A 22,928-nucleotide genomic window follows, 5' to 3' on the forward strand; every position below is an offset into this window, starting at 1 on the left:
ACTCATTCGCCGTTCCACTTGAGGATTTCGCTCAACGGCTTGCGCGTGATGTCCGGCACTCTCGCCCCCTCAGCCGGATACCCGACCGGCATCACCAAATACGGCCTCTCGCTCGAGGGCCGCTTCAAGATCTCGCTGAGGAACCCCATCGGGCTCGGCGTGTGCGTCAGCGTCACCAGGCCCATGCAGTGCACCGCCGCGACGAACAACCCCGCGGCGATCCCGCAGCTCTCGCTCACGTAGTAGTGGTTGCGCCGGGAGCCGTCGGGCCGTACGCCATACCTTTGTTCGAACAGCACGACGACGTACGGGGCATCAGTCAGGTGCGGCTTGTGCTCGTCCGTGCCGAGCGGTGCGAGCGCCTCCAGCCAGTCCGGCGGCATGCGGCCCGAGTAGTTGATCCGCTCCTCTTCCTCGGCGGCTTCGCGGATCTTCCGCTTGATCTCTGGATCGTCCACGACGACGAACGTCCACGGCTGCTGGTGCGCGCCCGAGGGCGCCGTGCCCGCGGTCTGGATCGCCAGCTCGATCAGCTCACGCGCCACCGGCTCGGCCGAGAAGTGGCGTGTGGTGCGGCGGCGGTTCATTTCGTCGTAGAAGGCTCGGGCCCGGGCCAGCATCTCGTCCGGCGTCCGCCGCGCGTATTCCAGCGACACGAACCGCGGCTCCCCACTCACTCGCCACACCCCTTCCTCACCTCTCACTCATCACCTCTCACCTCATCACCTCCTCACCTCATCACCTATCACTCATCACCTATCGCGTCTTCTAGTCACCCGTCGTTCCCACCCCCCATACATGGGGTCGGGCAGCAGAAAGTAGCGGACGCCGAAGGCCGCGTCATTGCCGGCGTCCGGATCGGTCTCGCCCGCGGCCGGGAAATCGCCCACCTGGTCCCCGACGAAGCCGAGCACCGTCATCGGCTCCCTGTTCCACGCGCACTGTCCTGAACCCGACCGGACCTCGGCGCGGCGGGCCGCCTTGGTGTAAGCCGTGTCGGAGGTGGGCAGACACAGCAGGTCGCCGTCGCTCCACGCGCCGAGCTTGCCCAGGTTCGCGCGGATGTGGTCGCTGGTGGACGCCTGGTCGTTGCTGATCCACGCCACGCGGCCCCCGATCCTGCGAACTCCCGCGACGAACTCCACGACGCCCGGGACGGCATCCGCGTCCTCGCGCGCGCGCCACGCACCCCAGACGAGCGTGTCGTGCGGCACGCCGTAGGCCAGGCGCTCGAGCTGGTAAACGGCGTCGTCGAGGGCCGTCTGGGCCACGTCCAGGACCACGGCCCAGGCGCGGCCACGGGGCAGCGCGTCTCGCGCGGCGGTCACTTGCCGCAGTGCGACGCGGTAGACCTGGCGGGTCAGCGTCGCGTACTCCTCGCTGTCACGGACCCATTTCACTTCGAGCCCGCTGCGGGCGGCCGGCGTCTGCGCGGCTGCGGGCACGGCCAACGGCATCAGCGCGAACAGCGCGACCAAGCTCCATCTCATGGAACATCTCTCCGTTCAAAGGCGATTCGAGAGAACCGGCTGAATCCCCTCACCGAGACGCTCCGGCGACACCGCGTCGGGCGAGCGCCTCACTGAGAACGCGCCCGTCCACGCGCTCCAGCGGGCTCACGCCCAGGAGCCGGGCCAGCGTGGGGGCGAGATCGACGACGCTGACCCGCCCCGGGTAGCGCCCGGCGGTTACGCCGGGGCCTGCGATGACGAGCGGCACGTGCGTGTCGTCGTCGGTGGGCTGGCCGTGCCTGCCACCGCCCATCGGCGCGCCCCATTGGTAGTGCGGCCGCAGCGTGATCATCAGCTCGCCCAGCGCGTCGGCCGGGAGCAGGTTGCGCCACCGGCGTCCGATCGTGTCGCGCACCGTGTCCACCGCTGCCAGCGTCCGCCGGGTGTCCACGCGCACCACACCGGGGACGCGCAGCGCCGCCTCGCGCATCGCTTCCACGACCGAATCCACATTGACGCCTCGCTGCGCCAGCCCGGCTCGGTCCATCGCCACCAGCCCTACCTCGGCGTATCGGATCCACCGTCCCGGCCCCGCCCGCTCAACCAGTTCGCCCTGCACGCGCCGAGCGAGAGTGTCCACGCGGGCGAACCCGGTCGCCGTGTCGCCGTTGGCGCGCAGGAACTCCGGGGCGGCAGTGACGCCGTGATCCGCGGTGAGCGCAACGACGATCCGCCCCGGCCCGATCGCGCGGTCCAGGGAATCGAGGAACATGCCGAGCCAGCGATCGAGTCGCAGTATCTGGTCGTGCACCTCGCGCGAGCCCGGACCGTAGGAGTGCCCGATCTCGTCGGTGGCGGTGAGGCCCACGGCGAGTAGATCCGGCCCGGGTCCGCGCCCCAGGCCCAGCTCCCGGACGCCCACCAGCGCGAATGCCAGGGTGAGAGAGTCGAGCCAGGGCGAGTGGGCGAAGAAGTTCACCGCCCCTGCCGTATCGGCCGGCGAACGGTGCGGGAAGCTGAAGTTCCGGCCGCGGTTCTCGAACGGCATCGAATCCGGCTCGGGGTACGACGACGGCGGCAGGAGCAGATCCCACACGTAACGTGGCGCGCGCTCACTTACCGCAGCCTCGGCGTTGAAGCGCCGCACCCACTCGGGCAGGGTGTCGGCGTAATAGCGGCTGGTCGTGAACCGCGACCCGGCGATCCAGTAGACATGCTGGCGCGCGCGCCCGATCGGGAGGATCGCGCTCCGATCCTTGTAGGACATGGACAGCGCCCGCGCCGACGGGTACTGGTTCGCGATCCAATCGAATAGCGCCGTACCTCGGAACCGCCGGGGCGAAGCCCCGGGGCCGTTCGACTCCAGCAGCGGCGCCGTCGAGTCGGGCACGCCCTCGTCGTTCCGCACGATGCCGGTGGACCACGGGTTGCGCCCCGAGCCTACGGTCGCGTGGCCTGGTGCGGTTTCGGTGACCGCGTGGTCCTGGTAGGCCCCGGTGAAGACCGCGCCGTTCCGGAGCAACCGCTCCAGGCCGCCGGTGAACTGGGGCCGGAAGCGCACCAGGTAGTCCGGGCTCAACTGGTCCACCGTGATCAGCACCACCAGGCGAGGTACCGGCGGCGCCTGAGGCCGCGCGACCAGCGGTGCGTTGAACGGCAACCAGACCAGGGCAACGCGGACCAACCCTTCGACCATGCGCTCTCCGGCTGGTGACGAGAAGTGGCCCGCAATATCGTCAGGACCGGACGCTGGCGCGATGCCTCCGACGCGGTATATGATTGCGCCCCATGCAGACCGGCCGTTCCTGGTCCTTGCGGCGCATAGTGGATATCCGCTCTGGTGAGGTCACGCCGGTCCTCGCCATGGCGGCGCTGTACTTCTTCGTCATCGGCGCGGCGAGTCTCGTCAAACCGGTGCGGCAGGCTGCGTTCCTCGACGCCGCGGGCGCCAACGCCTACCCGTTCGTGCTGCTGGGCACCGCCGTGGTCGTGGCCCTGCTCATGGGCGGCTACGCCCGCCTCGCCGAGCAGGTGCGCGTCTCGCGGCTCCTCCTCGGCACCTACGTCTTCCTCGCGCTGAACCTCGTAGGGTTCTGGTGGCTTTTCCGGTCGCCGATCGCCCAGGCGACGTGCGTGCGCACGCCTGATAGCGCTTGCCCGCTGCTGTCGGCCCCGGTCCTGATCAGCGCGGCATTCTTCATCTGGGCCGCGATCTACTCGGTGCTCACGGTCTCGCAGTTCTGGCTGCTCGCCAACCTCGGCTACGACGCGCGGCAGGCCAAGCGCCTGTTCGGGTTCATCGGCGCCGGGGGCATCGTCGGCGGGATCGTCGGAAGCTGGGCGGCCAGCGTCCTCGCCAAGGTCCCGGGCATCGGTCGGGTCAACATCGTGCTGCTCTCCGCCGCCGCGCTCCTCCTCGCGGCCGCGCTCGCGGCCTGGATCCTGGCGCGAACGCCCGCCGCCTTGCCCGCCGAAGAGCGGAAGAAGAAAGGCGCGGCGGTCGTCCGGGCCGGCGCCGCGGCGCTGGTGCGGGAGTCGCCCCATCTGCGCGCGGTGGCCGCGATTCTCCTCGTCATCATCGTGGTCTCCGCGATCGCCGACCAACAGCTCAACAGCGCGGTCGAAGCCTACGTCCCGCAGGGCGACGCCCGCACCGCCTTCTTCGGGCAGTACTTCGCCGTGACGAACGTCATCTCGCTGTTCGTGCAGCTATTCGTGACCAGCTTCGTGCTCCGGCGTTTCGGCGTTGGCGTGGCGCTGCTCCTCCTCCCGATCGCGATGCTGGGCACGTCCGTCGCGCTCCTGGTGGCGCCGTCGCTCCTCGCCGCCGCGGTCGTCCGCGGCGCCGACCAGTCGCTGCGCTATTCGCTCGATCAGTCTACCCGCGAGCTGCTCTTCCTGCCGGTCCCCGCGGAGATCAAGGGCCGCGTCAAGCCGTTCATCGACGTCGCCGTGCAACGGTCTGGCAAGGGCCTTTCCGCGATCCTGATCCTGGTGCTGCTTACCTGGCTCAAGGTCCCGTTCCAGTACCTGAGCGTGGCGGCCATCTTCGTGATCGGCATCTGGTTGGCGTGCGTGTGGATCGTGAAGCGCGAGTACGTCGCCGCGATCAAGCGGATGATCAGCGTGCGCGACGTGCAGGTGGACGAGCTGGTGGTGCGGGCGCTCGACGCCGACAGCCGCCGCGAGCTGGCGACCGCCGCCGTCTCGGGCGACCCGGCCGCCCAGCGCTTCGCGCTGGAGCTGCTGCGCGTCGCGGGAGAAGCGCCCGAGGGCGAGACCGCTGCGAAGCTGCAGTACCCGTCCATTGTGGACGTCGAGTCCCGCGCCGAGCAGGTGCGCGCCGAGATCGCGCGCGGCGTCACGCCCGCCCAGGCGGAGGCGTATCTCGCGGACCCGCTGCCTCGGGTCAGGGCCGGTGCGGTGGCGGCGTTGAGCGGAAGCTCCGACGCCGGGATCCGGGCGCTGGCCGAGGACGCGCTCCGACGCATGGCGGAGGCCGATGGTCCACTGGCCGCGACGCTCCGTCGCGAGGCTGCACTCGTCGTCGCGAGCCTCCCCGCCTCGGATGCCACGACGGACGTGCTGCGGCGGCTCCTCTCGGACGATACGCCCGCGGTGCGGAAGGCGGCGTGCGTCGCGGCCGGCCGCCTCGGCAAGCGTGAGTTCGTTCCGCGGTTGCTCGCCGCGCTTCTGGAGCCCGAGCTGCGCGACGACGCTCGTGACGCTCTCCACGCGGTCGGCGGCCGCGCGGCCGGCAGCATCGGCGACACGCTCCGCGACGCGTCTGAGCCGCGCGAGATCAGGATCCAGGCGGCGCGCGTCCTCGCCGGAATCCCGGGGGCCCTCACCGCGGCCGTCCTGGTCGCGGCGCTCGATGACGCCGATGCCGAGATCCGATACCACGCGCTCAAGTCGCTCAACCGGCTCCGACGCGACCATCCGGACACGGTCGTGGACGCCGCCGCGGCCGAGCGCGCCCTGGAGCGCGAACTGGCAAGCCTGCGCACCGTCGCCGCGGCCAAGATCGATCTGGCTCCGCTCATCACCGGCGACGGACCCGGTCTCCTCGCCGTAGCCGTCGCCGAGCGTCGTGACGACGGGATCGAGCGGGTCGCGCGCGCTCTCGGACTCGTCTATCCGCTGAGCGACATGGTGCACGCATACCGCGCGGTCGCCTCCGGTGATGCGTCCGCTCGGACCAGCGGCCTCGAGCTGCTGGAGAACGTGCTCTCCGCGACCCACCGTCGCGTCGTTATCCCCGCGCTGGACGTGGACGCCCTGGCCTCGGTCGCACGCGAGGCACCGCCCTGGCGCGCCGACACCTGGCTGGTCACCTGTGCCGCGCACGCGGCCACCCGCACCCCGCACGGCGAGTCCGCTCCGCCGATCGGGCTCCCGACGTTGGAGGCAAAGATGATGTCGATCCTTGACCGGGCGGAGTTCCTGCGCAACGTCGAGTTCCTCTCGCTCGTGCGCACCGAGTACCTCGCCAAGATCGCGGCCGTGATGACCGAGCGCGCCGTCAACGCCGGTGACGAGGTCGTCGCGCAGGGCGCCACCGTGGACCAGGTGTACCTCGTGGCGAGCGGCAAGCTGGTCGCGCGGCGCGATGGTCAGGTGCTCTTCATGGCCGGCAGGGGCGACGCGGTCGGCGCGCTCTCCGTGCTCGACGGCAAGCCCAGCCCCTTCGCGGCGGTAGCCCTCGAGAAAGCCACCGTCCTTTCGGTGGGCTCGGAGGAGTTCAGCGACCTGATGCACGACAACAACGCCATCATGCTCGGCCTGCTGCGCTACCTCGCGGGGCAGGTGCGCGAGCTCTCGAGCATGGCGCGTCAGACCGGTAAGGCCGCGACGACCATCTCGTGACCCGTCCGCTCGCCGGCTTAGCGCTCGCCGCCGCGCTCGCGGCATCCGCCCCGCCGCTCCGGGCCCAGGACAGCGCGCTGGTCGTTCTGGAGACCCACGGCAACGGCCTTTCACTGGCCAAAGCGATCAGCCTCCCCTTCGAGATCGCGTTGTTCCCGGTTGATCTCCTCGGCCACGGCGTCAACCAGGGTCTCAAGTGGGTCGAGGACCGCCGGGTGATCGCCAAGGTGGCGGTGACGATGGCGCGCATCGCGCCGTTCTCCGTGCGCGTCGGCGGTCTCGGAGAGCACTCGGGCTTGGGACCGGGACTCGCCGTGGCCTTCGGGGACGACGGCGACAGGCGCTGGTCGGCGGGCGCCGCGGCCAACATCACGACACCGGGCTACCAGCTCCACACCGCCGTGCTGAGGTATCGCACCTCCCACGCGCTGGCGATGACCGCGTTCGCCGAATACAAGGTGGACACGCAGGACGAGTTCTACGGCACGGGCGCGACGTCCGCGGTGGGCGACCGATCCGACTACCGATACCGCCGGGCTTCGGCCGGCGTCGGCGTCGAGTGGCGTCCGGCGGCGCGCGTCATGGTCGAGGCGCGCGCGGAATCCCGCCGCGAGGAAACGGAGGGGTCGGCGCGCAACTCACTCATTCTCGACCTCGAGGACCGGTTCGTAGACCGGTTTCCCGCCGGGTTCCTCGCCACATACCCGTCATTCCGACCCGCCGTGCGAGTGGGGTGGGACGGGACGCGCCGCACGGCGCGCGGGCCGCTCGGTGCGTTGGGGATGCTCACTTACGGCTACAATCGTGGGGCCCGCAATACCGACCCGAGCTTCCACGAGGTGGACGTCGAGGCGCGGGGCTACGTCCCGCTCGGCGGCCTGCGGCGAACGCTGGCGCTGCGGGCCCGCGTGGAACTGCGGCGCGCCGATCGCGGCGCGATTCCCTTCTACCGACTGGCGGCCGTCGGCGGCAGCCGGGACCTGCGCGCCTTCCGCGCCAACCGGTTCCGCGACACCGACGGCGTCCTGGTCACGGCGGAGTACCGCTACCGCGTCTGGCAGGACGACCGCGCCGGCAAAGGGCTCGACATGGTGCTCTTCGCCGATGACGGCGCCGTAGTGTCGGACATCTTCTTGGGGCTCGGGGCGAGCGACTTCCACGGCGGATACGGCGCCGGCATCCGCCTCACGGCGCGGGACGTGCTGGGCCGGATCGAGGTGGCGCACGGGCGCGAGGGGACCCGCATCCAGGTGCGCGCGGGGCCGCTGTTCTGATGAGGCGTGGTCCGTTCGTCCTGGCGCTATGTCTTCTCGCCGCCGCCTGCTCGCGAGGCCCGCATCTGGTCCTGACCGCTCCGCCGCGAGCCTACGACGACACCACCCACATCCCAAGGCCGCCGTTCAAAACCTTCAGCGAATACGCCGACATGCTGGAGACCACGGTAGTCGAGCCCGCCGAGCGTTTCTTGAACCCGGCGCGGCGGGTTCGGCGCGCTGGCCACGCGCGCGAGGCGCGGAACTACGACGCCTGGGACGACGTGGTTAATTCGTCATGGTTCGAGCACCGCAACGGCCGCAGTCCGATGACGCCGGCCCAGGTCCGGCGCGGCCCCAACGAGGAGGCCGGTCCGTCCCCCACCGGGCCGCTGACGATCGTCGCGCCCAAGCGCACGGGCGTCACGCCCGGCTTGAGGGTCCTCGACACGAACGGCAACACGTATCTGCTCAAGTTCGATCCGGCGGACTCGCCGGAGTTGGCGAGCGCCGCCGAAGCGATCGCGACGAAGCTGGTGCATGCGGCAGGCTACAACGCTTCGCGCGCGTACATCTACAGCTTCGATCCCGCACGCCTCGTCGTCGGTCCCCGGGCGCGTATGCGCAACCCCGACGGCAGCGAACGCCCGATGACGATGGCCGACGTGAATGCGGTCCTCGCGCGCGCGGCACGCCTGAGCGACGGCCGCATCCGCGCACTCGCGAGCTGGTGGATCCCGGACGCCGTGGGGCCCTTCAACTGGGAGGGGAGGCGCGAGGACGACCCCAACGACCGCATCCCACACCAGCACCGTCGTGAGCTGCGTGGGTTCTACGTCTTCGCGGCGTGGATCAACCACGTGGACTCGCGCCGCGGGAACACCTTCGACCAGTTCGTCGGCGACTCCACCGGCGGCTACATACGGCACATCATGCAGGACGTCAGCTCGACCCTCGGCTCCGGGTCGGATCGCATCCAGACCCCGTACGACGGCGCCGAGACCACGCTCGACTACCCGCACATCGCGGCGCGGGCGCTGTCCCTCGGCCTCTATCGCGTGCCGTGGGAGCGGCTCGACACCGGGCGCGCCGACTCCGCGACCGGATACTTCTCCGTCCGCAACTTCGATCCCGGCGGCTGGATGCCGCTCCGCCCGAACGCGGCCTTCGAGGAGCGCACCGACCGCGACGGGTACTGGGGCGCGAAGATCGTGGCCTCGTTCAGCGATGAACAGCTGCGCGCCGCGGTGAGTGCCGGCGAGTACAGCAGGCCGGCGGCAGCCCAAGCGATCGTGCGCGCGCTGATCGAGCGTCGCGACGCGACGGTGCGCTACTGGTTCGTGCGGGTGACGCCGATCGAGCACCCGGTGGTGCGGTGCGACGGCGCGGATGTCTGGCTCACGTTCGAGGACTACGGAATCCGCCCTGCCGTGGCGGGCGCGGCGGAAACAGCCTACCGCGCCTATCTCGAGTACGCTTCCGCGGGCATCGGCGTCTCGACCTTGGCCCGGGCCGGCGAGACGCTCCGGTTCGCGGCGGGCCTGCCCCGCGGCGACTTCGCGCCGGACCGCGACCAGGACCGTATCGCCCGCATCACGGTTCGCGCCGAGCGGGACGGCCGGGCAGCCCCTGCGGCGACCGTCTATCTACTTTATGAGCCGGCGGTGCGTTGCTACCGGGTGGCCGGGCTGGCTCACTAGAGGGGTGAGGGCCTGCCACCGGGCGGCCCCAAGGTGCGGCATGGAGGTCGGCGGCGCTGGGGTAGTGACTAGCGGGATCCGCACCGCGGCTGCGAGGTTATCCTGGCGAGTCGGGGTGCTTGTGATCGCGTATTTCGCAGGCTAACTCGGCGCTGGGGCCGAGTTATGCCGCGTATCTCGCAGTGTAAGTCCGATTGACAAACACTGCGGGGATGGGCGCCCAATGCTTGTAAACACCCATACGTTAGGCTGCAACCGATGCTTGCTCGGTCAGCGATCTGTGCTCTCGCGGCGACACTCGCCCTGCTGTGCGACCCAGCCTCTGTGGCTGCGCAACGGCACGCCGCGTATCTCGTGCCGGTGCGCGACTCGACTCGTGCCGCCCAGCAAGTGTACCGGCCCACCTACTGGGCGGAGGGCGCGACGGTCGGGGCGGCGATCGTCGGCACCACTGGCGCGTGGATCGCATACGGGTTCCGGTGCGAGTTCTCCGAGATTCCGTCGGACTGTGCGGTGGGCCCGATTCTCGCGACCGGTGTGCTTGGGGCCCTGCTTGGCGGTACCGTAGGCGGTCTGATCGGCGGTGCCTTTCCAGCCGCGAAGACCCGTCCGCTTCAAGGGCACCCGGTCCGATCGACGGCGATCGGGACTGCCGCAGGCGCTCTCTGGAGCTTTGGGCTCTTCTGGCAGTTTTGCCTGAACGGCTGTCGTTCCGACGAGGTCGCGTTCGGACTTTCGACCGCCGCTGTCGGCGCGCTCGCCGGCCTGCTCGTGGGTCGCTAACCCTGGCAGCCGTTGCAGCCTAACTTGGTGAAGCTGCCGGTCTGCGCGCTGTACATTCAGCCGTATCCGCTGTCGCGGGCCGCGCGCGCGGCCCGCAGCTATGCACTAGTCGTTAGCATCGGCAGCACAGAACACGCTCCACCGGGAGGAGCTGCCGCCTAACAGTGGCTCATCTTTGATGTCGCCGTTGGCATTCGGAAGTGACGCGGCTGCCTAACGGGATGAAGCCGCCAGCGCGGCCCACCGGCGCGGCGCGGCGTTTGCTGTCGGCATGGCCTCGCCTCGCAGCTTACGCGCCGCCCGTTAGGCGCCCTTATGCGATGTAGGACATGCGCCCCACGCGTCCCTGCGCCGGATCGCCGGCAATTGCACAAGGAGGAGCAGTGGCTAAAGCGACACAGAACCTGATCATCGGAGTTGGTGGCCACGCCGTAGCAATCGACCACGCGACAGGAGCCGAGCTTTGGCGGACCAAGCTGAAGTCGAACAGCTACGTCACCACGGTCTGGTCGTCCGCCGGGCGCGTCTATGCCGGGGCGGCGGGAGAGCTCTTCTGCCTCGACGCTCATACCGGCGCAGTCCTGTGGCACAATCGCTTGAAGGGTCTAGGGACGGGTATCGTTGCCTTCAGCACCAGCAGCGACATCGTGTCCGGCGCCGCGGCGGCGGCGGCAGTTGCCGCTACCGGTTGACGCGCGCCGTCGCGCCCGTCAGACCGGCAGGGCGCCTAACCAGCGCTGAGCCCGTGTGAAAACTCGCACCGGTGATGGCCTCTGAGAATTCCGACGCTCACATCTCGCTCAGGAGCCAGGATCTCGACCCAGTCAGAAGTCGGAAGACCCTCTCGTTATGCACATCCGAGAGTTGTCACACCGGCTCCGCGTGAAGCTGACGAGCCGCGGCCCGCCGTCAACGCGGTGGCTCGAGTGCTCGGCGGCCGCGCCGCAGCTATGCGCGAGTCGTTAGCCGCCACAGGGTCCCAACTGGCGCATACGGGCGGCATCGGGGTAGAATGCACCTATGACCAAGGCCCTGCAGAAGGTTCTCGACGTTGTCTCGCGCCTGCCGGATCAGGACCAGGACGCGCTGGCCGCGGCAAGTTGCTGACGCGCAGCGGACCCTTGTCGGGTTGTTGAGCGCCGCGGACTTGGAGCGGGCAATCACGTACGACAACCCACCCGGAGTTCGTTGGAGGTATTCGCTTGGGCAGGTGATGCAGCACGTCGTCAATCACTCTACCTACCATCGTGGCCAAACCACCAGCTTGCTGCGCCCGCCAGGCTTCCCAGCGGTGCCGACGGATTTCCTGGTCTATTTTGACGAGGTGACCGCCGCGGCCCGCGTGGTGGACGCTACGCACTAGACATGCGCCTCTCCGAACATCAGACGCACTCGGGCCGGTTCCTCTTCAGGTGGAGGAGCTACCTGCCGCTCGCGCTCCTGCCGGTCTTCGCCCTCAGCCTCGCCGACTACCGCTATCCGCTCGGCTCGCCCAAGCTGGGACTGGCGTGGGAGATCGTCTGCCTCGCGGTCGCTCTGGTGGGACTCGCGATCCGCGTGGCCGTAGTGGGGACCGTCCCGGCGGGGACTTCCGGCCGCAACATGAGCGCGCAGCAGGCGGAGGCGCTCAACACGACCGGCATCTACTCCGTCGTGCGCCATCCCCTCTACCTGGCCAACTACCTGATCTTCCTCGGCCTCGCCCTCCTGCCGTTCACCTGGTATCTCCCGGTCATCGTCACGCTCTCCACGGCCCTCTACTACGAGCGGATCATCCTCGTGGAGGAGGAGTTCCTCGACCAGCGCTACGGCGAGGCGTTCCGTTCGTGGGCCGCCCGCACGCCCGCGGTCATCCCGCGGTCGAAGGGCTGGGTCACCTCGTCGCTGCCCTTCTCGTGGCGCATCGCGCTCAAGGGAGAGATATACGCCGCGTTCGCGATCGTGGCGGGAGTCTTCGCGATCGACTTGGTCGAGCGTTCCCTGGTCGAGCGCGAGCTCCGAATGGACCCCGTCTGGACGGCACTATTCGCCGCGGGAGCGGTGGCCTTCTACGTGGTGCGGGGGCTCAAGAAGAAGACGTCGCTGCTGACCGTGGAGGGGAGGCCATGAGCCGGCGACGCGGGCACGACGCTCGGCGAAGCGACGGACTACCTGGCCGAGGCCGCGTAGCCAGCGAGGGCGCGGCTCACCCGTCGGCCTCGCGCTGCACCGACGCGGCCCGCACGCCGAGCGCTCGCCCCACGGTCTCAGCTCTTCCCGCATCCAGGCCCGCCCGCCGCGCGATCGCGATCGTGGCGCGGCCCAGCGCCTCGTAGAGTGCCGCGACCTCCGGAGGCACGGCGCGAAGATGCTTGCGGACGGTCTCGACGTCCCCCCGCGCGATAGGCCCTGTCAGCGCCGCCTCCGGCCCCAGCCGCCCGACGTTGTCCACCGTCGCCCGCGCGATGGGTAGCAGGGCCGCGCGCGCGGTCTCAGGCGTCATTCCCGCTTCCTCCAGCAGATCCTGGGCGGTCGAAAGGCAGGTGAGCAGGTAGTTCGACGCGAAGACCGCTCCCGCGTGATACGCCGCTTTTGATTCCGGCGCGATGAAGGCGGGCATCCCGCCCAGGCGGCGCGTGAGTGCGTCAGCCGCTGCTACGGCCTCGAGGTCACCCTCGAGCGCGAAGCACGCGCCCTTGAAGTGCGCCGAGGCGCGGCCGGGCTCTTCGCCCACCGTCATCAACGGATGCATGGAGCCCAGCGCCGCGCCCTCCGCGGCCAGCGGCTCGAGGACGTCGTGCGTGAGGGCGCCGGACAGGTGTAGCGCCACCTGCCCGTGCGCCAGCCCGCCGGCCTCCAGCAGCTCCGCCACGAGCGGGCGGAGCGCATCGTCCCGCACCGCGAGGATCACGACCCCCGCTTGGCGAAGCCAGGGCGGCGCTCCTCCGGCGGTGAGCTTGAGGCCGCGGGGCGCCGCCTTCGCGCGCCGCCCGTGCACGCCGAGGACCCGCACTCCCGCGCGCTTGAGCGCCAGCGCGAGCCCCAGCCCCGCCCTGCCGGGTCCGATGATTCCCACCGATGGAACGGCCGCCCCGCCCTTCTTCCTCACAGTAGATTCTCTATCACCAGGTCCGTCCCTATCGCCGCCAGCAGCACTCCGAAAACCCGCCGCAGCGTCATCACCGGCAGGCGGCGGTTGAGCCACACGCCGAGCGGCGCGGCGATCACCGCGCCCACGGCCAGCGGCAGTCCGTGAAGCAGGTCCACATGGCCGACCACCCACCCGAACGGCACCGCTGGCGTGGGGGTGAAGAGATAGCTCGCCGTGCCGCCGAACGCCGTGACCACGATGACCGCGAGAGAGGTGGGCGCGAGCACCTCGAATGGAAGGTGGAGGACGTAGTACAGCCCCATCGTCGCCGGGACCCCACCCCCGATGCCGAGCGCCGCCGAGAGCGCCCCGACCGGGACGCCGAGGAGCGCGGCGCCGATGGTGGGCGCGCGGCCCGTCGCCGGTGCGCCCTTCCGGTGGTCCCGGCGGAGAACCAAGTCGGTCGCCACGGCGAGGAGGAAGAGGCCGAAGCCCACGCGGAGCATGGGGTGCGGCACGCGGGTCGCGAACGGCGCGGTGGCCGCCGCCGCGACGGCCGAGACGACGGCGAGCGGGAGCGAGGCGCGCCACTTCACGACCTTGAGGCCGCGATACCCGTAGAGCCCGCGGATCGCCGTGGGCACGATGACCGCCAGGCTGGTCGCGTGGGCCAGCACCGTGGCGTCGCCCGCGGGGACGTGCAGGCGTCCATAAAGCACGTAGAGGAACGGCACCATGAGCACCCCTCCTCCAATGCCGGTCAGCCCCGAAACGAAGCCGACCAGAGCGCCGACCGCCAGCGCGGCGGCGACGACCGGCACTAGGGGCGCGGCGCCGGAGCCGGCGTCCCGGGTCGGCCGGCGATCGTGAACAGCTCGGTCGGGGTGCGAGCGCGACCAGCGAGCCTCGTCGCCTCGGCGAGCACCGGGTCCTCGGTCGCGAGGCGGCGGATCTCACCCGCCCGGCCGAAAGCGAACCGCGCCACCTGCGAGCCGATCTGCCGGTCGATGAAGCCCCCGGTCGCCGCGAGCGCGCCATCGTCCAGGCGCACGCCCCGCCGCGCCAGAATGCCCAGGAACTGCTGCCTCATCTCGGGCGTCACGCGGAAGGTCGGGCTCGTGACCGAGTGCCGCGCGCGGGCGTCGAGCGCGAAGGCCGCGAGCGCGTCGGTGTACTTCGCCACGTCGGAGCCGAGCGCCTGCTGGAGCCGCCGCCCGACCGCCGCCTGCTCGCTGTCCGCCCGCACGATCACGTCCGGCGCGATCCCGCCGCCGCCGCCGATCACGCGGCCGCGGTCGGTGCGGTACGTCTCCACGCGCGTGGTGTCCCTCCGCGCCGTGGTGTCCCTCCCTGCCGTCGTGTCCCTCCGTGCCGTGGTGTCTATCCGCACCGTTGAGTCGCGCACCGCCGTCTCGTCGTCCGGATCGCGCTCCTCGTCGGCGGGTCCGGGGCGCTGGATGCTCCGACCGCTGGGCGTATACCAGCGACCCGTCGTGATCTTGAGCGACGCGTCGTTCGAGAGGGTGAAGACCGACTGCACCAGCCCCTTGCCGAACGTCGTCGTGCCGACGAGCAGCGCGCGATCGTGGTCCTGGAGAGCGCCGGCCACGATCTCGGACGCGGACGCCGAGGCGCCGTTCACGAGCACGACCAGCGGCAGCTCCGGATAGCGCTGGGGCCGGCGGTCGGTGAAGCGGCGGGTGGCCCCGGGCGCGCGGCCGCGCGTCGCGACGATCTCCTGCCCCGGATTCAGGAACACCTCGGAGACCGCGATGCCCTCGTCGAGCAGGCCGCCGGGGTTGTACCGGAGGTCGAGCACCAGCGACCGCATTCCGGCCCCGCGCAGCGAGTCGATCGCCGCCCCGAGCTCCGCCGCCGTCGCCTGGCTGAAGGTGCTCACCTCGATGTAGCCGACGCCGCCGTCCAGCAGCATCGAGAGCCGTACCGAGCGCGCGTGGATCTGCGCGCGGGTGAGCGTGTAGGTGATGAGGTCGGTGACGCCGGGACGCTCGATCTTGATGGTCACCTGCGTCCCCACCGGCCCGCGCAGCGTGCGCACGGCCTCGTCCTGGTTCAGGCGGGCCGTGCTCTGCCCGTTCACCTCGACGATGCGATCGCCGGTCGTGATGCCGGCCCGCTCGGCCGGCGTCTCCGGCAGCGGCGCCACTACGACGATCGCCCCGTCCCGCACCTCGATCTGGATGCCGAGACCGCCGTAGTTGCCCGTGGTCTGCTCGGACAGGCTCCGCATATCGCGCCGGTCGAGGAAAACGGTGTATGGGTCACGCAGCTCGCGCAACATCCCGTCGATCGCCATCCGGTAGAGCTGCCGCTCGTCCAGGGAATCCACGTAGTAATCGGAGACATGCGACAGCACGTCGTCGAAGAGCCGCGCGCTCTGATACACGGTTTCGTCGCGGCGGGTGCCCTGCTGCATGAACCAGCCGCCCGAGAGGAATGCGGCGACCGCGACGGCGGTGGTGACGATGACACGCTTGCGTGACATGGACCCTTCCTGGCGGGACTGCGGGATGTTACCCCGCGACCCGGGAAAACGTTTGCGGAAACCGGCCGGCGAGCGCGTCCCACAGCTCATCGTGGACGGCGCCGAAGGGCCGGTCGGCCGATAGATGAAGGATGTTCGGGGCGGCGGCGTTGCGAAAGGCCTCCGCCACCCTGCGATGGAACCCGGTGTCGGCCCGCTCGATCTTGTCGGGCGCCTTGCCCTCGGCCGCCTGCCTTGCCTGCCCCGCCTCTACCGGGATGTCCAACACGACGTACAGATCTGGCTGAAGTCCCCCCGTGGCAAGAGCGATGGCCCCTTCGACCCTGGCCAGGTCCAGCCCGCGCCCGGCGGCCTGGTAGCACCGCGTGGACAGCTCGAACCGGTCGGCCAGCACCACCTGCCCGCTCTCCAGCGCCGGACGGATCACCCGCTGCACCAGGTCGGCGCGGGCAGTGAGGAAGAGGAACAGCTCCGACGCCGCGGAAAGGTCGTGCGGGGCGTGCAGGATTAGCTGCCGCGCCGCTTCGGCGACGGGCGTCCCTCCCGGCTCGCGCACCACCACAGGCTCCCGCCCAAGCCCGCGAAGCCGCTCAGCAAGCCTCATTAGTTGGGACGTCTTCCCGGCGCCCTCGATGCCCTCGAGGGCCACGAAGATGCCGCTGCTCGCGCTGCCACTACCCAAGGGAGATGATCCTGCTGTCAACACCCTTCCTCATCCCTTCGAGTATCTGCTCGTTGACCTTGTACATCAGCTTGTCGAAGTTCGCCTGGGCAGCCACCACGCCCTGATACAGCGGATGCCCCTGCACCCCGCTGATCACCTGGTCCAGCTCCGTCTGCTGCTCCGGCTTGGGCGCCTCGCCGCGGTCGGCCTGATCCGCCAGGGCCAACTGCAACCCGCGCAGCTTGTCCAGTGCGATGCGCAGCTCGGCCTCACCCATCATGCGCTCGTTGGCGCGCTTCAGCCCCTGGTACTCGTCGCTCTGGCCGAGCAGTCGGCCCAGCTCCAGCGCCCGCTCAACGATCATCGGAATGTCCCGGTTGGCGGCCCTGCACGTAGCGCGGGCGCCCGAAAAGGTCCGTTCCGACCTCGACGCATTCGAAGCCGGCCATGCTTGCCACATCCGCCGTGTCGGTCGCGCGACGGGAATCCACTTCGAGCGCGAGCAATCCGCCCGGCAGGAGCGCGTCCCTGGCCTGAGCGATCAGCTCGCGCATCAATCCCATGCCGTCCGGCCCGCCGTGGAGCGCGAGCATCGGCTCGTACTCGCGTACCGAGGGATCAAGCCCCTCCCATTCATCCGTGGCGACATAGGGCGGGTTGCTCACCACGACGTCCACCGGCTCGCCGAACAACGGCTCGAGCAGGTGGCCTCGGCGGAAGCTGATGCGCTCCTTCGCGCCCAGGGCCGCGGCGTTCTCGATGGCGAGGCTGAGCGCCTCGTTCGACTGGTCGATGGCGATGATGCCCGACACCGGCGCCTCCAGCGCTAGCGCGATGGCGATGGCGCCGGAGCCGGTCCCGACGTCGGCGACGAGGGGCGGTACGGCGTTACGGCGGTGCGGCGGTGCGACGGCGCCGGGCGAAGCACGCTCCACCCATCGAACCACCAGCTCCACCAGCCCCTCCGTCTCCGGCCGCGGGATCAGTACCCGCCGGTCTACCCTCAGCCAGTGACCACGGAAGTTGGCGCGGCCGGCGGCATATGCCTGGGGCCAACCCTCAGCCCTTCGCGCCGCCGCTTCCCTGAACCGCGTCCGCACCGACGGCGCGACCGGCCGCTCGCGGTCGAGCCACGCCGCGCTGGTCGCCCCGCAGACGACGGCGGCGTACAGCTCCTCCGCTTCGCGCCGCGGATCGGCAACGCCGGCGGCCTGGAGCACGGCGCAGGCGTCGTCGAAGGCGTCACCCATCGAGCTCTTCCTGCCGCTGCGCCTTCAGCGCCAGCACGACTTCCGTCAACTCACCGTCCAGCACTCCCTGGAGGTTGTGCACCGACAGCCCGATCCGATGATCGGTCACCCGGCTCTGCGGGAAGTTGTAGGTGCGGATCTTGGCCGACCGGTCACCGGTGCCCACCATGGCGCGCCGCTCGCGCGACCGCGCCGCCTCCTGGTCCGAGATCATCTTGTCGAGCAGGCGCGACCGCAGGACCTCCATAGCCTTGACCTTGTTCTGGAGCTGGGACTTCTGGTCCTGGCACTGCACCACGAGCCCGGTAGGCAGATGCGTGATGCGGACTGCGCTGTCCGTCGTGTTGACGCTCTGCCCTCCCGGACCGCCCGAGCGGAAAACGTCGATGCGCAGGTCCTTGTCCTCGATCTTGACGTCGATCTCCTCGGCTTCCGGAAGGACGGCGACCGTGGCGGCCGAGGTGTGGATCCGCCCCGCGGACTCGGTGGCCGGCACCCGCTGGACCCGATGCACGCCCGATTCACTGCGCAGGTCGCCGAAGGCGTTGGACCCCCGGACGGCGAAGATCGCTTCCTTTATCCCCCCCACGTTGCCCTGCGACAGCGAGATGATCTCGACCTGGTGGCCCCGCCGCTCGGCGTACCGGGTGTACATGCGGAAGAGGTCGGAGGCGAAGAGCGACGCTTCGTCTCCCCCGGTTCCAGCGCGTATCTCCACGATGGCATCGCGGTCGTCGAGAGGGTCGCGTAGGGTGAGCAGGTCGGTCAGCTCGGCCTCGAGCTTGGTCACCTGCGGCTCGAGCGCAGCCACCTCCTGGCGCGCCAGCGCCCCCATCTCGGGGTCGCCGGAATCGGCCAGCTCTCGGGCGGCGGACAGCTCTTCCTGGAGCTTCATGAAAAACCGCCCCGAGCGCACTATGGGCTCGAAGCGGGCGTTCTCACGTCCCAGTGATTTGAGCTTGGAGGAATCCCGCGCCGTGGCAGGGTCCGCCAGCTCGGCGGCGACCTGCTCGGCGCGAGCTAGCGCGGCCGCGAGGCGGCCGCGCAAATCAGCTTTCGGCCGAGCTCCGGTACTTAGCACGGAACCGCTCGACGCGGCCCGCGGTGTCCACCAGCCTCTGCTTGCCCGTGAAGAAGGGGTGGCACTTGGCGCAGATCTCGAGGTGAATCGACTTGGCAGTCGAGCGCGTCTTCCAGGAGTTCCCGCAGGCGCACACCACGGTCACGGTATGATAGTCGGGATGAATGGCTGCTTTCACGAACTCCGTCTCCACCCGCTGAAGGTCGGTCGAACCGGCCGCAAATATAACCGGGACCGCGACTTGGCGACAAGGTGAGTCGGGTCCGGCCATTTGACACCCGCCGAACCGAACGGTAAACTTCGCGCAAACACGTACTTAGCCCCTCTCGCGCCGGAACAGCATGTCAGCGACCGACGTCTTGCAACGGGTTCCGCTATTCACCGACCTCAACGAGGCTGAGCTGGCTCGCTTCGCCGAGGTGACGCGGGAGCGGGAGTACCCCAAGAACAGCGTTATCCTCTTCGAGGATGACCCCGGCGACGCGCTGTACATCGTCTCCACCGGCCAGGTAAAAGTCGTGCTCATCGGCGAGGACGGACGGGAGGTCATCCTCTCCGTCCTGAGCGACGGCGATTTCTTCGGGGAAATGGCCATCATCGACGACGAGCCCCGCAGCGCGCACGTCATCGCCATGAAGGACTCCCACCTGCTCGTGCTCCGTCGCGAGGCTTTCCAGGCCCAGCTCGAGCAAAATCCCAAGATCGCGCTGAAACTGCTCCGGGTGCTGGTCCAGCGGCTCCGCCGTGCCGACGAGAAGATCGGCGGCCTGGTGCTGCTGGACGTGAACGGCCGCGTGGCGCAGCTTCTCCTCGACCTGGCGGAGGAGAGTGGCGGGCCCAAGATCACCCGACGCCTCACCCACCACACGATCGCACAGATGATCGGCAGCTCTCGCGAGACGGTCTCGCGCGCGATGCGGGAGTTGGTGGAGCGCGGCTTCATCGAGGTGAGCCGGCGCGAGATCACGATCAGGCAGCGCGATTCCCTGCACTCCCTGGCCGGCTCGAAAGCGTGAGGAGCGTCACGACGTGCGAGTGACCCGTTTCCTAGTCCCAGAAGCCCCCTTTCGGGTAGCTTTCGGCGTGCGCGTGGCGTCGACCCGGAGATGAGCGCTTCTGTCACCTTCTGGGGCACGCGCGGAACGGTGCCTACCCCCGGCGCGCAGACGGCGCGACTGGGCGGCAACACCGCGTGCGTCGAGGTGCAGGACGGGGACGGTAACCTCGTCATCCTGGATGCCGGCACGGGCATCCGGGGTCTCGGCAAGCAGCTGCTGAGCCGGATCGGGACCAACGGGGTGCGGGCCGACATCATCCTGTCGCACGCGCACTGGGACCACATCCAGGGGCTCCCCTATTTCGCCCCGCTGTTCCTCAAGGGGAACGTGCTCCGGGTGTGGGGACCCAAGCAGGGCGACGTGGCGATGGAGACGATCCTGCGGCAGCTGATGCAGCCGGTCGTCTTCCCGGTGCCGCTCGACGCGCTGGCAGCTACGCTCGAGGTGCAGCACGTGGGCGCCGACCCGATCATCACGGCCGGCTGCACCATCACCTCGATGCGCGTACGCCACCCCGCGGTGACTCTGGGGTACAAGCTTGCGATGCCAGGCGGCCGCACGGTGGTGTACGTGACGGACGACGAGCTTGGCCCCGCGGGCGAGTACGACGTCGGATCGAACTGGCGGAAGCGGTTCGTGGACTTCATAGGCGGGGCGGACCTGCTGATCCACGACGCGATGTACACGCCGGAGGAGTACGACGCCCACGCCGGCTGGGGGCACTCGACCTTCGTCGAGGCGGTGGACTTGGCGCATGAGGCCGGCGTGAAGCGGCTGGCGCTCTTCCACCACGAGCCCGAGCACAGCGACGACGCGATGGACGTGATCGTGTCGCGGGCGCGGGAAGTAGCCGGGAAGCAACGCGGAGCGCTGGAGGTATGCGCTGCCGCCGAAGGATTGACGATCGAGCTGTAGCGCGCCGGCGCGTTGGCGCGTCAATAGGTCTCTCACCGGAGGTCGCACGTATGAAGCGGTTGGCAGCGGGAACCTCAGCCTTGGCGCTGGCCGCGCTGTTCGTGGCGATGCCGGCCCGGGCGCAGCAGCGGCCTCCGGCACCGGCCGCCGGCCAGCAGGACGCGCGGCCGGGGATGGCCGTGCTCGATTTCGACATCGGCGCGACTATCGGCCAGGACCCGGACGACTACCAGGCCCTCAGGCGCGGACTCGCTTCGATGACCATCGGCGAGATCGCGGTGAACCCCGCGGTCCGCGTGGTCGAGCGCGCTCAGCTCCAGCAGATCCTCCAGGAGCAGAACCTGGGGCGCGAGGGGCGGGTCGAAGCTAACACGATCGTCCAGATCGGCCGGCTGATCGGCGCCAGGTACATGGTCACCGGCACGCTGTACGACGTGCGCGGATCGTTCCGCATCGACGCGCGGCTCTTCGACGCGGAGACGGGTCAGATCCTGCGCACCCAGCGGGTCACGGGCCGGCTCGACAACGTCTTCGAGCTGGTCTCGCAACTCGCGACGCAGCTCATGCGAGACGCCAACCTCCCGCCCCTGGAGCGGCGGGTGCAGGAGGAGCGCCAGCGCCAGGGCAATCCGCCCACCCAGGCGGTGATGGCCTACTCGCGCGGGGTGCTCTACGCCGACCGCGGCGACACGAACCGGGCGGTGGAGCAGTACCGGGCGGCGCTCACGGCGTTCCCCAACTACACCCAAGCCCGCACTGATTGCAACCGCTTGCAGCAGGGCGCCTGTGCGTGATATGCTGAGGCCGTGACGGCGGTCGTCGCGGCAATCGGACAATCGGGAGCGCGCCGGCTTTCCGTTCTCGGAGGGCTGGCGCGCTTCGCATTGAGGGCCATGTCGGCCGCGGCCCGGCTCAGCCGGGCCGGCCGCTGGGTCACGCTACGCGTGCTCGTCAACCAGATCCGCTTCACCGGCATCCAGGCCATCGGCCTGGTCGCACTCCTCTCGGCGATCCTCTCGTTCCTGGTCATCGCGCAAACCAGCAGCCAGCTGGGGGCGGTCGCGCCCAACTTCATCGGCACCATCATGGTCGTGGCGGTGATCCGGGAGCTGGGCCCGCTCCTGACAGCGCTCATCGTCGTGAGCCGCTCGGGGACCGCGATCGCGGCCGAGATGGCGACCAACCGGGTATTGGGAGAGGTCACCGCTCTCGAGGCGATGGGGATCGACCCGTACATCTACCTGGTGCTACCCCGCATGCTCGGCGCGATCGTGTCGGTCGCATGCCTGATGATCGTGTTCGACGGGGTGGCGCTCGTTTCGGGCTACATCGGCGCCAGCTTCGGCTCGGGCGGCATGCGGATCAGCCGCTACGCCGACATCGTGTTGAGCACCCTGTCGGCCAAGGACGTCTGGCTGACCGTCGCCAAGGGGATCACGTTTGGGGCCGCGGTGGCGCTCTTCTGCAGCTACCACGGCCTCGCGGTAAAGGCGGGCCCGACCGAGATCCCGCAGGCCGTGACGCGTGGAGTCGTGGGGACGATCGTGGCGATCTTCATCATGTCCGCGGCGTTCGTAGCCATCGCGGCATGAGCCCGGAGCGCCGCTCGTTCCTAGCCCAGGCATACAGGTTCGGCGTGGAGACGGCGGCGGCGCTCGTCTTCAAGGACATTGACCTTCGCGACCGGCCCGACCACCCCGACCACCGGTTCGACGTGACGGTCGAGGCGGGGGAGGTCGTGGCGGTGGTGGGCGACGAGGACAGCGGCGTGGGCGACCTGGGGAGCTACGCGCTGGGCCTTCGGCGACCGCCCAGCGGCCAGACGATCGTGTTCGGCGCGCCGATAGCCGACCTTCCCTACTACGATCTGCTCGTCTTCCGGCGGAGGCTGGGCTACCTTCAACTCGGCGACGGTCTCTTGCAGAATCTCACTCTGCACGACAACGTGGCGCTACCGCTGCGCTTCGCGTCAGACCATCGGCTGGCCGAGGTGGATGGTCGCGTGACGCAGCTGATGGACGACCTCCACCTCAGGGCGGTGGCCGGACTCCGCCCCGCGCAGGCGAACGAGGAAGACCGGCGCCGCACCGCCGTCGCTCGCGCCATCTCGCTCGATCCGGACCTGGTGGTGCTCGAAGCGCCGTTCGACGGGCTCACCGGCCGGGCCGCCGTGGACCTGATCGAACACGCGAGCCGCCGCGATGATGGCTCGCGCCGCACCGTATTCCTCACGGCGCAGGACCTGGTGCCGGCGATCCGGCGGCTGCTGACGCGCGTCGTGAAGGTCGTGGATGGCGAGGCCGTGGACGAGACGCCGTGACCCGAACC

At 69.8% G+C, this 22,928-nt stretch carries 22 protein-coding genes; 11 read left to right on the top strand and 11 right to left on the bottom strand.

The genetic code is table 11. The annotated features are described in order from the left end of the window. Nucleotides 1-2 precede the first annotated feature (2 nt). The 3 genes from Q8Q85_16405 to Q8Q85_16415 all read right to left on the bottom strand — a co-directional run bounded on the left by Q8Q85_16405 (nucleotide 3) and on the right by Q8Q85_16415 (nucleotide 3,147). The gene (locus Q8Q85_16405) at nucleotides 3-677 is read right to left on the bottom strand and encodes a nitroreductase family protein (GenBank protein MDP3775842.1); all 675 of its coding nucleotides are present in this window, start codon (nucleotides 675-677) and stop codon (nucleotides 3-5) included. Nucleotides 678-752: 75 nt separating this feature from the next. Further along, complete coding sequence (locus Q8Q85_16410; GenBank protein ID MDP3775843.1) at nucleotides 753-1,490, bottom strand: HAD family acid phosphatase; 738 nt, start codon at nucleotides 1,488-1,490, stop codon at nucleotides 753-755. A gap of 49 nt (nucleotides 1,491-1,539) precedes the next feature. Continuing rightward, nucleotides 1,540-3,147, bottom strand: a complete 1,608-nt coding sequence (locus Q8Q85_16415) for an alkaline phosphatase family protein (GenBank protein MDP3775844.1) — start codon at nucleotides 3,145-3,147, stop codon at nucleotides 1,540-1,542. A gap of 92 nt (nucleotides 3,148-3,239) precedes the next feature. Here Q8Q85_16415 and Q8Q85_16420 point away from each other — a divergent pair, with 92 nt between their 5' ends. The 6 genes from Q8Q85_16420 (at nucleotide 3,240) to Q8Q85_16445 (ending at nucleotide 12,165) form a co-directional block, all read left to right on the top strand. Continuing rightward, entirely contained in the window at nucleotides 3,240-6,320 is a 3,081-nt protein-coding gene (locus tag Q8Q85_16420; GenBank protein ID MDP3775845.1) for an Npt1/Npt2 family nucleotide transporter, read from the top strand. Then, nucleotides 6,317-7,594 (top strand): BamA/TamA family outer membrane protein, encoded by a 1,278-nt coding sequence (locus tag Q8Q85_16425; protein ID MDP3775846.1) that lies wholly within the window; start codon nucleotides 6,317-6,319, stop codon nucleotides 7,592-7,594. The genes Q8Q85_16420 and Q8Q85_16425 overlap by 4 nt, the downstream gene beginning before the upstream one ends. Then, nucleotides 7,594-9,273: a hypothetical protein gene (locus Q8Q85_16430; GenBank protein MDP3775847.1), complete on the top strand. Its 1,680-nt coding sequence runs from the start codon at nucleotides 7,594-7,596 to the stop codon at nucleotides 9,271-9,273. Before Q8Q85_16425 ends, Q8Q85_16430 begins: the two co-directional genes overlap by 1 nt. 354 nt (nucleotides 9,274-9,627) lie before the next feature. Beyond that, on the top strand, nucleotides 9,628-10,056 hold the full coding sequence (locus Q8Q85_16435; GenBank protein MDP3775848.1) for a hypothetical protein: 429 nt from the start codon (nucleotides 9,628-9,630) through the stop codon (nucleotides 10,054-10,056). Between the two features lie 383 nt (nucleotides 10,057-10,439). After that, nucleotides 10,440-10,748 carry a PQQ-binding-like beta-propeller repeat protein gene (locus tag Q8Q85_16440; protein MDP3775849.1) on the top strand — a complete coding sequence of 103 codons (309 nt, stop codon included), beginning with the start codon at nucleotides 10,440-10,442 and terminating at the stop codon, nucleotides 10,746-10,748. Nucleotides 10,749-11,421: 673 nt separating this feature from the next. Beyond that, entirely contained in the window at nucleotides 11,422-12,165 is a 744-nt protein-coding gene (locus Q8Q85_16445; GenBank protein MDP3775850.1) for an isoprenylcysteine carboxylmethyltransferase family protein, read from the top strand. A gap of 76 nt (nucleotides 12,166-12,241) precedes the next feature. Here Q8Q85_16445 and Q8Q85_16450 read toward each other — a convergent pair whose 3' ends face one another. Genes Q8Q85_16450 through rpmE form a run of 8 tightly spaced genes read right to left on the bottom strand, consistent with a single transcriptional unit; the run spans nucleotide 12,242 to nucleotide 18,805 of the window. Further along, nucleotides 12,242-13,144 (bottom strand): DUF2520 domain-containing protein, encoded by a 903-nt coding sequence (locus Q8Q85_16450; GenBank protein MDP3775851.1) that lies wholly within the window; start codon nucleotides 13,142-13,144, stop codon nucleotides 12,242-12,244. Further along, entirely contained in the window at nucleotides 13,141-13,947 is an 807-nt protein-coding gene (locus Q8Q85_16455; GenBank protein MDP3775852.1) for a sulfite exporter TauE/SafE family protein, read from the bottom strand. The genes Q8Q85_16450 and Q8Q85_16455 overlap by 4 nt, the downstream gene beginning before the upstream one ends. Further along, the gene (locus tag Q8Q85_16460) at nucleotides 13,947-15,632 is read right to left on the bottom strand and encodes a S41 family peptidase (GenBank protein MDP3775853.1); all 1,686 of its coding nucleotides are present in this window, start codon (nucleotides 15,630-15,632) and stop codon (nucleotides 13,947-13,949) included. Before Q8Q85_16460 ends, Q8Q85_16455 begins: the two co-directional genes overlap by 1 nt. Before the next feature lie 28 nt (nucleotides 15,633-15,660). Beyond that, nucleotides 15,661-16,314, bottom strand: a complete 654-nt coding sequence (gene tmk, locus Q8Q85_16465) for a dTMP kinase (protein ID MDP3775854.1) — start codon at nucleotides 16,312-16,314, stop codon at nucleotides 15,661-15,663. Beyond that, on the bottom strand, nucleotides 16,307-16,660 hold the full coding sequence (locus Q8Q85_16470) for a YlbF family regulator (protein MDP3775855.1): 354 nt from the start codon (nucleotides 16,658-16,660) through the stop codon (nucleotides 16,307-16,309). Before Q8Q85_16470 ends, tmk begins: the two co-directional genes overlap by 8 nt. Beyond that, nucleotides 16,650-17,546 (bottom strand): peptide chain release factor N(5)-glutamine methyltransferase, encoded by an 897-nt coding sequence (gene prmC, locus Q8Q85_16475; protein ID MDP3775856.1) that lies wholly within the window; start codon nucleotides 17,544-17,546, stop codon nucleotides 16,650-16,652. Before prmC ends, Q8Q85_16470 begins: the two co-directional genes overlap by 11 nt. Next, complete coding sequence (prfA, locus tag Q8Q85_16480) at nucleotides 17,539-18,594, bottom strand: peptide chain release factor 1 (GenBank protein ID MDP3775857.1); 1,056 nt, start codon at nucleotides 18,592-18,594, stop codon at nucleotides 17,539-17,541. The genes prmC and prfA overlap by 8 nt, the downstream gene beginning before the upstream one ends. A gap of 1 nt (nucleotide 18,595) precedes the next feature. Continuing rightward, nucleotides 18,596-18,805: a 50S ribosomal protein L31 gene (rpmE, locus tag Q8Q85_16485; protein ID MDP3775858.1), complete on the bottom strand. Its 210-nt coding sequence runs from the start codon at nucleotides 18,803-18,805 to the stop codon at nucleotides 18,596-18,598. Between the two features lie 163 nt (nucleotides 18,806-18,968). On the opposite strand from rpmE, the gene Q8Q85_16490 reads away from it, so the two are divergent. From Q8Q85_16490 to Q8Q85_16510, 5 genes are all read left to right on the top strand, one after another. Continuing rightward, nucleotides 18,969-19,643, top strand: a complete 675-nt coding sequence (locus Q8Q85_16490; protein ID MDP3775859.1) for a Crp/Fnr family transcriptional regulator — start codon at nucleotides 18,969-18,971, stop codon at nucleotides 19,641-19,643. 90 nt (nucleotides 19,644-19,733) lie between these two features. After that, a complete protein-coding gene (locus Q8Q85_16495; protein ID MDP3775860.1) occupies nucleotides 19,734-20,600 on the top strand; it encodes an MBL fold metallo-hydrolase in 867 nt (288 codons plus the stop codon). A gap of 50 nt (nucleotides 20,601-20,650) precedes the next feature. Further along, nucleotides 20,651-21,394 carry a CsgG/HfaB family protein gene (locus tag Q8Q85_16500; protein ID MDP3775861.1) on the top strand — a complete coding sequence of 248 codons (744 nt, stop codon included), beginning with the start codon at nucleotides 20,651-20,653 and terminating at the stop codon, nucleotides 21,392-21,394. A 99-nt stretch (nucleotides 21,395-21,493) separates the two neighbouring features. Beyond that, complete coding sequence (locus tag Q8Q85_16505; protein MDP3775862.1) at nucleotides 21,494-22,192, top strand: ABC transporter permease; 699 nt, start codon at nucleotides 21,494-21,496, stop codon at nucleotides 22,190-22,192. Then, nucleotides 22,189-22,920, top strand: a complete 732-nt coding sequence (locus Q8Q85_16510; protein MDP3775863.1) for an ATP-binding cassette domain-containing protein — start codon at nucleotides 22,189-22,191, stop codon at nucleotides 22,918-22,920. The genes Q8Q85_16505 and Q8Q85_16510 overlap by 4 nt, the downstream gene beginning before the upstream one ends. Nucleotides 22,921-22,928: the final 8 nt, after the last annotated feature.

This window comes from Gemmatimonadales bacterium (assembly GCA_030697825.1).
GTDB lineage: Bacteria > Gemmatimonadota > Gemmatimonadetes > Gemmatimonadales > JACORV01 > JACORV01.

Coding starts and splice junctions, on each gene's coding strand:
- Q8Q85_16410 (MDP3775843.1), bottom strand. CDS start 1,490: ATGAGATGGAGCTTGGTCGCGCTGTTCGCGCTGATGCCGTTGGCCGTG.
- Q8Q85_16415 (MDP3775844.1), bottom strand. CDS start 3,147: ATGGTCGAAGGGTTGGTCCGCGTTGCCCTGGTCTGGTTGCCGTTCAAC.
- Q8Q85_16420 (MDP3775845.1), top strand. CDS start 3,240: ATGCAGACCGGCCGTTCCTGGTCCTTGCGGCGCATAGTGGATATCCGC.
- Q8Q85_16430 (MDP3775847.1), top strand. CDS start 7,594: ATGAGGCGTGGTCCGTTCGTCCTGGCGCTATGTCTTCTCGCCGCCGCC.
- Q8Q85_16445 (MDP3775850.1), top strand. CDS start 11,422: ATGCGCCTCTCCGAACATCAGACGCACTCGGGCCGGTTCCTCTTCAGG.
- Q8Q85_16460 (MDP3775853.1), bottom strand. CDS start 15,632: ATGTCACGCAAGCGTGTCATCGTCACCACCGCCGTCGCGGTCGCCGCA.
- Q8Q85_16470 (MDP3775855.1), bottom strand. CDS start 16,660: ATGATCGTTGAGCGGGCGCTGGAGCTGGGCCGACTGCTCGGCCAGAGC.
- prmC (MDP3775856.1), bottom strand. CDS start 17,546: ATGGGTGACGCCTTCGACGACGCCTGCGCCGTGCTCCAGGCCGCCGGC.
- Q8Q85_16490 (MDP3775859.1), top strand. CDS start 18,969: ATGTCAGCGACCGACGTCTTGCAACGGGTTCCGCTATTCACCGACCTC.
- Q8Q85_16495 (MDP3775860.1), top strand. CDS start 19,734: ATGAGCGCTTCTGTCACCTTCTGGGGCACGCGCGGAACGGTGCCTACC.
- Q8Q85_16500 (MDP3775861.1), top strand. CDS start 20,651: ATGAAGCGGTTGGCAGCGGGAACCTCAGCCTTGGCGCTGGCCGCGCTG.
- Q8Q85_16505 (MDP3775862.1), top strand. CDS start 21,494: ATGTCGGCCGCGGCCCGGCTCAGCCGGGCCGGCCGCTGGGTCACGCTA.
- Q8Q85_16510 (MDP3775863.1), top strand. CDS start 22,189: ATGAGCCCGGAGCGCCGCTCGTTCCTAGCCCAGGCATACAGGTTCGGC.